Origin of the sequence: Bacillus sp. FSL K6-2819 (genome assembly GCF_038008305.1) — a bacterium.
Lineage (GTDB): Bacteria > Bacillota > Bacilli > Bacillales > Bacillaceae > Bacillus > Bacillus amyloliquefaciens.
Genome location: NZ_JBBOYV010000001.1, coordinates 3,308,882 through 3,321,006 on the forward strand (window position 1 = coordinate 3,308,882; position 12,125 = coordinate 3,321,006).

10 protein-coding genes, 1 pseudogene and 1 other annotated feature are annotated in these 12,125 nt (G+C 49.5%); of the genes and pseudogenes, 4 read left to right on the forward strand and 7 right to left on the reverse strand.

Annotated features, from left to right (window positions below; genetic code table 11):
* The first annotated feature begins 17 nt into the window (after window positions 1–17).
* Window positions 18–935, forward strand: a complete 918-nt coding sequence (locus MHH91_RS17330; RefSeq protein ID WP_013353668.1) for a DMT family transporter — start codon at window positions 18–20, stop codon at window positions 933–935.
* Window positions 936–968: 33 nt separating this feature from the next.
* Here the strand turns inward: MHH91_RS17330 and MHH91_RS17335 are convergent, their stop codons facing one another.
* Together MHH91_RS17335 and MHH91_RS17340 are read right to left on the reverse strand one after the other, a co-directional pair.
* A complete protein-coding gene (locus tag MHH91_RS17335) occupies window positions 969–2,309 on the reverse strand; it encodes an amino acid permease (protein WP_013353669.1) in 1,341 nt (446 codons plus the stop codon).
* A 63-nt stretch (window positions 2,310–2,372) separates the two neighbouring features.
* Window positions 2,373–2,612, reverse strand: a binding site (T-box leader).
* Between the two features lie 92 nt (window positions 2,613–2,704).
* Entirely contained in the window at window positions 2,705–2,863 is a 159-nt protein-coding gene (locus tag MHH91_RS17340; RefSeq protein ID WP_014471053.1) for a hypothetical protein, read from the reverse strand.
* 151 nt (window positions 2,864–3,014) lie between these two features.
* Here MHH91_RS17340 and MHH91_RS17345 point away from each other — a divergent pair, with 151 nt between their 5' ends.
* The 3 genes from MHH91_RS17345 to MHH91_RS17355 all read left to right on the forward strand — a co-directional run bounded on the left by MHH91_RS17345 (window position 3,015) and on the right by MHH91_RS17355 (window position 6,954).
* Window positions 3,015–3,872 carry a MurR/RpiR family transcriptional regulator gene (locus MHH91_RS17345; protein ID WP_013353670.1) on the forward strand — a complete coding sequence of 286 codons (858 nt, stop codon included), beginning with the start codon at window positions 3,015–3,017 and terminating at the stop codon, window positions 3,870–3,872.
* Between the two features lie 182 nt (window positions 3,873–4,054).
* Entirely contained in the window at window positions 4,055–5,599 is a 1,545-nt protein-coding gene (gene gntK, locus MHH91_RS17350; RefSeq protein ID WP_013353671.1) for a gluconokinase, read from the forward strand.
* Between the two features lie 26 nt (window positions 5,600–5,625).
* Entirely contained in the window at window positions 5,626–6,954 is a 1,329-nt protein-coding gene (locus MHH91_RS17355) for a GntP family permease (protein WP_013353672.1), read from the forward strand.
* Window positions 6,955–6,989: 35 nt separating this feature from the next.
* Here the strand turns inward: MHH91_RS17355 and MHH91_RS17360 are convergent, their stop codons facing one another.
* The 5 genes and pseudogenes from MHH91_RS17360 to MHH91_RS17380 all read right to left on the reverse strand — a co-directional run bounded on the left by MHH91_RS17360 (window position 6,990) and on the right by MHH91_RS17380 (window position 12,006).
* Window positions 6,990–7,712 (reverse strand): LutC/YkgG family protein, encoded by a 723-nt coding sequence (locus tag MHH91_RS17360; protein WP_014471054.1) that lies wholly within the window; start codon window positions 7,710–7,712, stop codon window positions 6,990–6,992.
* A complete protein-coding gene (locus MHH91_RS17365; RefSeq protein ID WP_013353674.1) occupies window positions 7,712–9,142 on the reverse strand; it encodes a LutB/LldF family L-lactate oxidation iron-sulfur protein in 1,431 nt (476 codons plus the stop codon). Before MHH91_RS17365 ends, MHH91_RS17360 begins: the two co-directional genes overlap by 1 nt.
* A 25-nt stretch (window positions 9,143–9,167) precedes the next feature.
* Window positions 9,168–9,884 (reverse strand): (Fe-S)-binding protein, encoded by a 717-nt coding sequence (locus tag MHH91_RS17370; protein WP_013353675.1) that lies wholly within the window; start codon window positions 9,882–9,884, stop codon window positions 9,168–9,170.
* A 181-nt stretch (window positions 9,885–10,065) separates the two neighbouring features.
* Window positions 10,066–11,256 (reverse strand): annotated as a pseudogene (locus tag MHH91_RS17375) (aminotransferase-like domain-containing protein).
* Between the two features lie 30 nt (window positions 11,257–11,286).
* Window positions 11,287–12,006, reverse strand: a complete 720-nt coding sequence (locus tag MHH91_RS17380) for a FadR/GntR family transcriptional regulator (protein ID WP_013353677.1) — start codon at window positions 12,004–12,006, stop codon at window positions 11,287–11,289.
* Window positions 12,007–12,125: the final 119 nt, after the last annotated feature.

Here is a 12,125-nt window from a genome sequence, read left to right on the forward strand (position 1 = left end):
TACAAGGAGTGAACGACGTGAAACAGCTTTCGAGAATACAGACGGCTCTCATGCTGGCGTTTTTAGTCACGGTATGGGGGATTAACTGGCCGCTGACAAAGGCAGCGCTCGCCTATTCGCCGCCCCTTCTGTTTGCCGGAATCCGCACGCTGATCGGCGGACTGCTGCTGTTAATGGTTGCGGTGCCCCGTTTTAAAAAGCTGCGTTTTAAAGAAACGTGGCCGATCTATCTTATTTCTGCTATTTTAAATATCACTTTATTTTACGGCCTGCAAACGGTCGGCTTGAACTACCTGCCCGCCGGCTTATTTTCAGCCATTGTGTTTTTCCAGCCGGTCTTAATGGGCGTTTTTTCTTGGCTGTGGCTCGGGGAACCGATGTTTCCTTTGAAAATAGCCGGTCTTATTCTGGGCTTCGCCGGTGTCGCCGTCATCAGCGCAGCCGGTTTCGGAGGCCATATTTCCATCGCCGGCATTCTTCTGGCATTAGGCTCTGCGGTCAGCTGGGCGCTCGGCACGGTATTTATGAAAAGAACGGGAGGACGCGTGGATTCCATCTGGATGGTCGCTCTTCAGCTTCTGATCGGCGGCGGGCTGCTTGTCAGCTCAGGCAGTTTTTCGGAAAGCTTTTCAGCGATTCAATGGAAAGCTCCGTTCATTCTCAGCCTTCTATTTATTTCGGTATTTGTCATCGCGCTCGGCTGGCTCGTCTTTTTTACGCTTGTCGGTTCAGGGGAAGCAAGCAAGGTTGCCTCTTACACCTTCCTGATCCCGCTCATTTCCATTGTCGTCAGCTCAATTTTCCTGCATGAGCCGCTGACCGTCAGCCTTTTGGCCGGACTGCTTCTGATCGTCACAAGCATCTGTTTTGTGAATATAACACCGAAGAAACTGAAAACACCTGCTTTGGCCGCAGAAAAAAAGGCCGTTCATTAAAAAAACTCTTGCCGCGGGGCAAGAGTTTTTTATTTATTGGCGTCTCCCTTTCACAAGATACGCAGCCGTAATGAGCAGATAGATGGCCGCCGTGATGCATGTAATGACGATTGATGTCGTGGCAATCACGCCGATCAGGATGGCCAAAAGCGCAAGCACCGCGAACCATGTGGTGTACGGGAACCATTTTACGTAATAAGCGGGCTGTTCCGCTGCATGTTTTCTTGATTTCAGATGGGCGAACCCGATAATCAGCCAAATGAACAGCACGGTATAGCCTAGTGACCCCATCAAATAATTAAACGTCTGGCTTCCTGCAAATAAAGAAATCAGAACGCCTACATATAAAAACGACGTACATGTAAGAATCGCATAAACGGGGACCTTTTTCTTTGATAGTTTTGAAAAGACTTTCGGCACCCGGCCGTCAGAAGCCTGCGTAAACAAGACGCGGGATGATCCGTACAGTCCCGAGTTCATGGACGAGATAATCGCAAGAAGAATGACGGCGTTCATAATATGGTCGGCACCCGGAATTCCGATCATCTTAAATACGATGACAAACGGGCTTTCGGGAACGCTGTTAACTTGATTCCAAGGAATCAGGCTGACGATGATGAAAAACGGCAGCAAGTAAAAAGCGACAATCCGCGTTAACGTGCTGCGGACAGCTTTCGGAATCACCTTTTCAGGATTTTTTGTCTCCGCCAGCGTGACGCCGATGATTTCCGTTCCGCCGTATGAGTAGATCACAACGAGCATCGCCGTAATGACGCCCCCCGCTCCATGCGGGAAAAACCCGCCGTGGTTCGTTAGATGAGACAGCCCCGGTGCCGTGTGATTGCCGAATGAGAAAAATAACAGCAGAATACCGCATAAAATAAAGATGACAATCACCGTAATTTTAATAAGCGCGAGCCAGTACTCTGTCTCGGCAAACAGCTTAACAGAAAGCATATTAACGACCGTAACAACGATGGAAATGATTAGAGCCAATATCCATATCGGACATTCCGGCAGCCAATATTGAATAAAAATTGCGGCTACTACCGCTTCTGCGGCAATATTGAGCACCCACATTTTCCAATAAATCCAGTCTAAAAAGTATGCAGCGTACGAACCGAGAGACTGCTGAACCAAATCACGGAACGTCCTTGCATTTTTATTTCGGACAGCCATTTCAGCCAGCCCCTGCATAATAAACAGCAGAATAATTCCGCCGAGGAGATAGGCCAATAATACGGACGGCCCGGCTTCATCAATCGCCGTGCTGCTGCCTTTAAAAAGCCCGGCTCCGATCGCGCCTCCAAGCGCCATCATCATAATGTGTCTGGACGACATCGTCCGTTTTAACGTTTGCTTGTCCTTTTCCATCTATCACACGCCCTCTCGCAAAAAATTGTTCATCACATAAAAAAGCACGCCGCCTCTTTTTAGAAAAGAGACGGCGTGCCTCAGGCAGCCGCGGTACCACTCTTGTTGATCCCGAATATCCGGAATCCAGCTTTTAAACCTTTTAACGAAGGTCAGCCGTTAGGACATAGGGAATATTCCGACAATTCCGTTCCGCCCTGCCACTTCCGGGCGAGTTCAAAGAACAATCAGTCCGCGTTGCACCACCCCGCGGCTCTCTTTTTCTGACTGGATTCTTTTACTGCTCCCGTTCACAGTGTTTTATGTTAAATGAATCTCTTGAGTTTTTATTTTCTGAATATAGTAACATAATATACAGTCTTCTATTTTCAAAGTCAATACATAATTTTTGCCGCTTATTGCCCTTCCAAGTCATTTAAAAATCTCAGCAGAAATCCGGAAACCGGGCTTTGCTTTCCGGGTGCCGCGCTTTCCGCTTTTACCTTTGTATTTGCGTATAAAAACAGGGCAAGCGCAATGCCGAATGAAATGACGAGAATCCATGCTTTTTTCATCCAGATTCCTCCTCACTTTTTATCATCGGCGGCCTTTCTCTTTTTTTTATATTTTAAATCGAAAAAACAATTTTAAAATTCTGTTTTCCTTATATTGAAACTTGCTTTATCATAAAAGTATGCGTTTACATTCGAGTAAGGAGGTTATAGCATGACCCCTGTCAATTCAAGCAGCATCGGGAAGATTCAGGCTGCCAGCAAAGGCTTGTCGCCAAAATTGAGAGCGATTGCAGACCATATCGTGAAGGAACCGAAAGACGTGGTTCACCTCTCCATCATTCAGCTGGCGGAAAAAACGAAAAGCTCTGAAGCGACGATTTTCAGGCTGTGCAAGCGTCTCGGTTTTACCGGCTATCAGGATTTAAAAATCACGCTTGCTCAGGAGATCGTTCAGGAGCCGGTACAGCACATTCATGAAGAAATGAGCCCCGATGACGATATCGAAGTCATCATTCAGAAAGTTTTCCGCGCAAATATTTCCGGCCTGACTGATACCTTCCATTTACTAGATCCGGCCGATGTTGAAAAGGCGGTAGAGATGATTCACAGCGCAGACAGAATCGAATTTTACGGAAACGGCGGCTCCGGGCTGATCGCCACTGACGCGTATCATAAGTTTATGCGTACGGGCATAAACTGCATCGCGCATACGGATTCTCACTTTCAGGCGATGTCAGCGGGTCTTCTCGGTCCCGGAAGCGCGGTCATCGGCATTTCTCATTCGGGGAGCAACAAAGATGTGCTCGACGCAGTGAAAACGGCCAAATCGCTCGGCGCAGGAACGATCGGCATTACAAGCTATCAAAAATCGCCGCTCACCCAGATTTCCGACGTTGTGCTGTATACATCAACAAGGGAGACGGCCTTCAGAACGGAAGCGATGTCCGCAAGACTCGCCCAGCTGACAGTCATTGATACACTGTATTTCGCAACTGCCCGTCTGCGGCAGGAGAAAACGCTCGCCAACTTGCAGAAAATCAGAAAAATGATCGCGCACAAACGTTTGTAATCGCTTTCTGAATATTTATTTTTCAAAAGAGAAATGCCGATACAGCGGGAAATGAGGCAATTTTATGAAAAAATTTTTCTTCTTCATCGTTGATTTATAAAAAAATTATTCCTATAATTGACTTTGTAAGGGCATACATTATCAATCTATCTTATTATTCAATTAGATTAGGCGGGATATATATGAAGGAAACCCAAGCTGTTATCGGTCTGGATATCGGCACGACCAGTACGAAAGCCGTTCTGTTCGGACCAAGAGGCAAAGTGTTAGCCAAGCATTCGGTTCACTATGATTTAATACAGCCAAAGCCGGCATGGGCCGAGCAGGATCCTGAGCACATTTTGGAAGCGGTTATCGGAAGCATCAGGGGCGCCGTCACAAAGGCCGGACTGAGTCCTGACAACCTGCTTGCAATCGGTATCAGCACCGCCATGCACTCATTGATTGCTGTCGATCAGCACGGCGGCCTGCTGACCAAAAGCATCATTTGGGCGGACAACCGCAGCGCTGAGCAATCAAAACGGATTATAAAAGAGATGAACGGTTTCGATATTTATAAAAGGACGGGTACACCGATTCACCCGATGTCCCCGCTTTCCAAAATTGTGTGGATGAGAGAGCAGGATAAGGAGACATTCGCGAAAACCGCCAAATTCATCAGTATTAAGGAATATATTCTGCACGAGTTTTTCGGGACATATGTCGTCGATTATTCCATTGCTTCGGCAACGGGGCTGTTCCGTTTAGAGACGCTTTCCTGGGATGAAGAAGCGCTCCGGATTGCCGGAATCCGGGAAGATCAGCTGTCGGACATCGTGCCGACCACTCATCAGCTGCGCGGCCTTGCGCCGGAAATCGCGGCACGGATGGGCATTCATGCGGATACCCCGTTTGTCATCGGCGCAAATGACGGCGTGCTCGCGAACCTGGGAGTAGGCGCGATCGGCAAAGGCGAGGTAGCCGTTACGATCGGAACAAGCGGTGCCGTGCGTTCGGTGACGGATACGCCGATTACGGATGAAAAAGCGCGGACGTTCTGTTACGCGTTGACTGACAAGCATTGGGTCATCGGCGGCCCGACGAATAACGGAGGCATTATGCTGCGCTGGCTTCGTGATGAATTCGCTTCTCCGGAAGTCGAAACGGCGAAGCGGCTGGGCGTTGATCCGTACGATTTAATGATTGATATCGCGGATAAAGTGCCCGCAGGTTCTGAGGGATTGCTGTTTCTGCCGTTTTTATCAGGAGAGCGCGCGCCGTTTTGGAATCCGAATGCCCGCGGAACGTTTTTCGGCATCAGCCTCCGCCATAAACGGGAGCATTTTATCAGAGCGGTGCTGGAAGGCGTCATCATGAGCGTCTTTTCAATCGGGGTCGCACTGAGAGATTTGGCGGGTCCCGCAAAAGACGTGCGGGCATCAGGCGGATTTGCGAGGTCGCCGCTGTGGAGACAGATTTTGTCCGATACGATGGGGCGGGAAGTTCTCGTACCGGAAAGTTATGAAGCCTCGGCGCTCGGAGCTGCCGTCCTCGCTTTACACAGCCTTGGCGAAATGGAACGGATTGAGGATGTTCAGGACTGGATCAGAATTTCTCACCGCCATGAACCAAATGTCAAAAACAGCGAAACATATATTGAGCTGTTTTACTTATACGAGCGGCTGTATGACAAGCTCAAAGATGAATTTGACGTCATCAGTGAATTTCAGCTCAAACAAAGCCGTTAATTCTTCTTTGAAAGGGTGAAAAGGTCATGTTACTGTTTATTGTCATTGCCGCTATTATCGTTTTACTCTTATTGATTACAGTCGCTAAGTTAAATCCTTTTATCAGTCTTTTGATTACATCCATCCTTGTCGGTTTCGCAACGGGCATGCATCTTCCGGACATTATCACTTCGATGAAAACCGGGCTCGGCAATACGCTGTCTCTGCTTGCGATCGTGCTGGCTCTCGGTACGATGCTCGGTAAAATGATGGCTGAATCAGGGGGTGCGGAGCGGATCGCTCACACCCTGATCGGCCGCTTCGGCAAAAAGAAAGTGCATTGGGCAATGATGGCCGTTGCTTTTATCGTAGGCATCCCGGTCTTTTTCCAGGTCGGCTTCGTCCTGCTCGTGCCGCTTTTGTTTACGATTGCGATTGAAACCGGCGTTTCATTAGTGACGATCGGGATTCCGCTCCTTGCGGGGCTTTCCGTCGTGCACGGATTGGTTCCGCCCCACCCGGCGGCGATGGCGGCTGTCGGCATTTATCACGCAAATGTCGGAAAAACGATTTTGTATTCTTTAATCGTCGGCATTCCGACTGCCATCATCGCGGGGCCGCTTTACGGAAAATGGATTGGTAAGCGCATTCACAAACCCGTTCCCGAACTTTTGAAAAAACAATTTATTGAACGGAATGAGAAACACAAGCTTCCTGGATTCGCAAATACATTGTTTACGATATTGGTACCGGTGATCCTGATGCTTATGGCAACGCTTGCCGAAATTGCGCTTCCGGAAAAAAGCACGCTCTATGAAACTTTTAAATTTATCGGCGATCCTGTCACGGCGCTTTTGATCGCCACGGTTTACTCCTTTTTCAGCCTTGGTTTTTATCAGGGCTTTAACAGAGAAAGCATTTTAAAATTCAGCAATGACTGTCTGGGACCGATCGCTTCAATTCTGCTTGTGATCGGAGCCGGCGGCGCTTTTAACAACGTCCTGATTGATTCAGGCGTCGGCACTTATATCGCTGATCTGGCGAAGCATTCAAGCTTCTCTCCCGTTCTTTTAAGCTGGACGATCGCGGCAGTCATACGCGTCGCCACAGGTTCAGCGACTGTCGCCATGATGACGGCGGCCGGCATTGTCGCACCGATTGCATCTGTCATGCCGGGCGTCAGCAGCGAGCTTCTTGTTTTAGCAACAGGAGCGGGTTCTTTGATTCTGTCTCATGTCAACGACTCCGGTTTCTGGCTTATTAAAGAATACTTCGGAATGACGGTGAAAGAAACATTCCTGACATGGACGGCGATGGAAACGATTATTTCTGTCAGTGCGATTTGTTTTATCATGATCATTAACGCGTTTATATAAAAACAGCCCCCGGACTGAACCGGGGGTTGTTTTTGTTATCGGTCATTCACAAGGATATAAGCAGCTTTAACGGGTCCGTGGACGCCGACAACCAAATCCATTTCGATATCGGCCGAGTTGCTCGGTCCGGTAATATAGTTGATGCAGGAAGGAACAGTGACGCCGTCTCTGATCTGCTGTTTCAATATATCACTGGCCTGCGTCATTCTCGGCACAATGGAAGATTTCGGGATGATTGCGATATAGGTGGTCGGAAGCAGGCTGACAGAACGGCCGGCATGCTCTGACGCATACAAAACGACGGTGGCTGATTCCGCAAGCGTGATCTCGCTGAATGTGATGCCCACATTCGCCTGTTCCGCTTTTTCAATATTTTTCGCTCCTTGTTCCGCATCCCATTCCCAAACCGGAATCCCTTCATCCGGCCACTCTTCTGTCATAAGGCTCTGCAGGCCGTATGTTTCAAACCGGCTGTCTTTCGGGATAATGACAGGCCCCCCTTCAAAGCGTTCCACCTGCGTGCGCAAAGCGGCGTAAAGCCCGGCGGCATCCGTTTCGATCAGCTCCGTATGAATGTTGACACAGTGGTCTTTCAGCATCATGACAAGGTCATCTTCCGTACAGTCCGCGTGCGTTTCATATTGAGGCTGATACTTCCATTCAGGCAGGGACACGCCTGATTTTCTGCGCTCTCTGCCCAGGCTTTCGGCAATCCGGTTTAAAAAGGATTCCTGATGTTTAACCGTCCCTTTCATCATCATTCTTCCTCCTTTTGTGTTTCCCGATCTTTAAACCAATCTCGGAATCTCGATTTATGCGGCGCCGGGAAGTCCCGGACTGTTGTCCATCCCTTTAACGGTCCCGGTCCTTTTGATATTTTGTCATCTTCCGTAAACGGCATCATGGCGGCTGGCGCCCATTTTGATCCCATTTTATAAAGAGACGGGGATGATGAGCCGAGCCCGAAGGCTTTCATGGCCAGTTTTTCGCTGAACGGCGCTTTGCCCTCTTTTTCCACGATGTTCTGCCGGTGCTTGAGCAGGAGCTCGTGCAGCGGAATTTTAACGGGGCACGCTTCCGTACAGGCCGCGCATAAGGAGGATGCGTACGGAAGCTCCTTATACTCGTCGTATCCGCCGAGAAGCGGCGATAAGACGGCGCCGATCGGGCCCGAATAGATGGACCCGTACGAATGTCCGCCGACATGCCGGTATACGGGACAGACATTAATGCAGGCGGCGCAGCGGATACATTGCAGCACCGATTGAAATTCCGTGCCGAGTATGCGGGAACGCCCATTGTCCACAACCACTAGATGGAATTCCTCCGGTCCGTCAGCTTCTCCCTCCCGCCGGGGGCCCGTCAGCGCCGTAATGTAACTTGTAAGCCGCTGGCCGACGGCGCTTCTCGTCAGCATGCTGACAAGCACTTCAAACTCAGAAAATGAAGGAACGATCCGCTCCATTCCCATTACGGTAATCTGCGTCTTCGGCAGCGCGGACACAAGGCGGCCGTTTCCTTCGTTTGTCACGAGACTGACTGAACCAGTATCCGCGATTGCAAAGTTGCAGCCCGTGATGCCGACGTCCGCTTCGAGAAATTTTTTCCGGAGAACGCTGCGCGCGTGCATAACGAGCTCTTCCGGTTTTTCCGTCTGCTTGTATCCGAGTCTTTCTTTAAACACGTCACGGATCTGCTCTTTGTTTTTGTGAAGAGCGGGAGCAACGATGTGTGACGGCGGGTCGTGATCGTCAATCTGGAGAATGTATTCGCCCAGATCCGTTTCTGTGACTTCACAGCCCTCTTCCTCAAGCACTTCGTTCATATTGATTTCTTCTGTCACCATGGATTTGGATTTCACGATTTTTTTGGCGTTTTTCTGCCGAATGACATCGCGGATATATGAGGACGCTTCTTCCGCCGTTTCGGCGAAAAAGACGTGTCCGCCTCTTTTGGCGACGTTTTCGGCGAGCTGTTCTAAATAGAAATCAAGATTGTCCAGCACATGCTGCCTGATTTCTTCCGCATGCGAACGCCAATCCTCCCAGTTTCCCAATTCCTCTGCCGCCTGAAGCCTTCTTGTCCTGAGCCGTTCCTGCGCTCCGGAGACGGCTCCTCTCATAAACTCATTATCTATTCCTTCTGATACCCGCTCTTTAAAAGCGGCGGTGCCGATTTTCATCGCCATGATTTTACCCCCCTGTTGTTTCTCGTTATCTGCTGTTCAGCACTTCGGCGATGTGCATGACTCTGACGTTTTTTTCTTTCCGGTCAAGACGCCCGCCGATATTCATCAGACAGCCGCAATCCGCCCCGATCAGCACCTCGGCCTCCGTGTCTTCCACACAGGCGACCTTCTCATCCACCATTTGTTCGGAGATTTGCGCCATTTTCACGGAAAACGTTCCGCCGAACCCGCAGCATTGATGTTTTCCGGGAAGCGGAGTAAACTCAAGCCCCTTCACATGGCGCAAAAGCTTCATCGGCTCCTCCGACACGCCGAGCAGCCTTGTCATGTGGCACGATGTATGTAATGTCGCTTTTTTATGCAGCACCGCACCGACATCCTCCACCCCGAGAATATTGACAATAAAATCTGTTAACTCATATGTTTTGTCTGCAAGCTGCTGCGCTTTTGCCGCCCACTTCGGATCGTCCTGAAACAGATGCGGATAGTCACGGAACATCGTCGTACAGGAGCCTGACGGACTGACGACGTACTCCGCTTCCTCAAACGCGGCAATCATCCGCTTCATCGCTTTTTTCGCATCCGTCACATACCCGCTGTTGTATGCCGGCTGACCGCAGCAAATCTGACCCTCGGGAAAATCCACCTCACACCCGAGCCGTTCCAGCAACTCAACCGTCGCCTTTCCGACATTGGTCTGGAACATATCCACAAGGCACGTGACAAATAATGAGACTTTCATGATGAACCCCTCTTTCATCCTCAATATATTGATCCGGTCATCTGATGACCTGTTTTTGGGAAAGCTCTATAAATATCCTACACTATTCTGAATATGGATTGGAAGGTTTTTCTGAAAAATCCTGTTGTCCGATGCGCTAAGGGCACAAAAAAAGAGAAGCCCGAAAGCTTCTCATGCTGCTTTACACCTCGTTTTCCAGCAGGCGCCCCAGCTTTTGCACACCCTCTTTTATCGCAGCTTTACCTGCATAACTGAACGACAGGCGGAGATATTCCGCACCGTCTTTCTGGTTCAGAAAAAAATATTTTCCGGGTACATAGGAAACGCCTGAAGAAAGAGCCCGCGCCAGCAGTGCGGACGTATCCGCACCCGGCACTCTCACCCAAACAAAATAACCGCCGTCCGGCACGTTCCAGGATGCGGATTCCGGAAGATATTGCTCTAATGCGGCGAGTAAAACGTCACGTTTGCTCCGGTATGCTTCCCGCAAGGCGGCGAGCCGTTCTTCAACATTCGTTTGTTCCAGATAGACGGCGGTCACCGCTTGAGAAAATGGGTGGTCCAAGTCTTTTTTAAACCATGACAAAGCCTTGATGAAAGAAGCGTTCCCTGCAATCCAGCCGATCCTCATACCCGGGGCGATGACTTTTGATAATGAACCGGCGTACAGTACCCGGCCGTTCTGATCCATGGCCTTTAAAGGCGGCGGGATATCAGTGAATCCCAGCTCTCCGTATGCATCATCCTCCAAGATGAGAAAATCATACGTTTCGGCCAGCTGAAGCAGGCGGGTTCTCCGCTTTGCTGACATCACAGTTCCCGCAGGATTCTGAAAAGCGGGTATCGTGTACAGAAGACGGGGAAGCACAAGCCCTTTGCGTTTTCTTTCCTCAAGCATGAGGGCTAATGTTTCTGTTTGCAGGCCCTCTTGATCTGCCGGAACGCTCATCATATGCGGTGTGTAATTTTTAAAAATCTCGAGCGCCTCCATGTAGGCAGGAGCTTAAACGGCAGCGGCGGTTTGTTCATCGAGAAAAACCCGGGCAGCCAGATCTATCGCCTGACAGGCGCCTGAGGTCACGATCAGTTCATCGTCCCGGCAGTGAATGCCGCGGACAGCTAATCGTTTTTGAATCTGCTTTTTTAAAACGGCCGGCCTCGGACTTCCCATATAATGCAGCGGCAGATCGCGTTCCTCATCGAGAAGACGGGATGCAGCTTCTTTCAGCTCCTTATCAGGAACGAGTGCGGGATCGGGATAGCCGGAATGCAGAGGGATGCACGCTTTCGGAACATCCGGCATCCATTCCCCGGGAGGATCGTTTGTAAGGGCTTTCTTTACATGGTCAGAAAAAAAAGATTCGGCCTGCATGTGATCTTATCCCCTTTCACAAGTCAGCTTTTATACATTTTCTTCAAAATAAGCCCCCAGCACTTCTTCCACATTCGTCAGGTGCGCCGTCATCGCGGCTTCCGCTTCATCCGCGTCTCCGGCGGCGACGGCGCTGTAAATGCGTTCATGCTCTTCATATAATCTTTTCACGCTCGTTTGTTTAGAAAACAGCCAAATCTTTCTCGTTTCTCTCATCGTTTCCAAAAGCAGCGCGGAGACATGATTCATGAGATGCTTGAGCAGACCGTTTTGTGATGCTTCCGCCAGCGCCATATGAAAGGAGAAATCTGCTTTTTCCCCCAATTCTTCGTCTCCGTCGATGTCTTTCATCTCCATGAGAGCTTGGCGGATTTTCTGTAAATCTTCTTCTGTTCGTTTTTCAGCGGCCATGGCGGCGACACCCAATTCAAGCAGCTTTCTGACTTCGAGCAGCTGTTTGACGTCCTCTTTTTTCATTAAGAGGGCGGAAGAAAGCGGCTGGGAAATATGGGCCGGTTCAAATTCTTTTATGTATGTGCCTTCTCCCTGTTTCATGTCGACGAGCCCCATCGCTTTCAAAGCTGACAGCGCTTCTCTGACTGCCGAGCGGCTGACCTGAAAACTCTCAGAAAGCGCCTGAACGGAATCAAGCTTTTCACCCGGCTTAAGCTCGCCCGCTTTTATCTTCTCAAGCAATGCATCAGCGACTTCTTCGTAGATTTTTTTCGTTTTAATTTGTTTATATTTCAACGCGATCACCCCGTCACTTGTGAATCTTGATGTTTATCGTCTATTATACTTCTTTTTTCGAGCCGCCGACAGGTTCAGACAATTTGTTTCAGAAAAGTATTGTATTTTCAAAACCTTCA

What these genes read in the sequence shown, in the direction of transcription:
- MHH91_RS17335 (WP_013353669.1), bottom strand. Translation starts at nt 2,309, where the DNA reads ATGGAAAAGGACAAGCAAACGTTAAAACGGACGATGTCGTCCAGACAC.
- MHH91_RS17340 (WP_014471053.1), bottom strand. Translation starts at nt 2,863, where the DNA reads ATGAAAAAAGCATGGATTCTCGTCATTTCATTCGGCATTGCGCTTGCC.
- MHH91_RS17345 (WP_013353670.1), top strand. Translation starts at nt 3,015, where the DNA reads ATGACCCCTGTCAATTCAAGCAGCATCGGGAAGATTCAGGCTGCCAGC.
- gntK (WP_013353671.1), top strand. Translation starts at nt 4,055, where the DNA reads ATGAAGGAAACCCAAGCTGTTATCGGTCTGGATATCGGCACGACCAGT.
- MHH91_RS17355 (WP_013353672.1), top strand. Translation starts at nt 5,626, where the DNA reads ATGTTACTGTTTATTGTCATTGCCGCTATTATCGTTTTACTCTTATTG.
- MHH91_RS17360 (WP_014471054.1), bottom strand. Translation starts at nt 7,712, where the DNA reads ATGATGAAAGGGACGGTTAAACATCAGGAATCCTTTTTAAACCGGATT.
- MHH91_RS17365 (WP_013353674.1), bottom strand. Translation starts at nt 9,142, where the DNA reads ATGGCGATGAAAATCGGCACCGCCGCTTTTAAAGAGCGGGTATCAGAA.
- MHH91_RS17370 (WP_013353675.1), bottom strand. Translation starts at nt 9,884, where the DNA reads ATGAAAGTCTCATTATTTGTCACGTGCCTTGTGGATATGTTCCAGACC.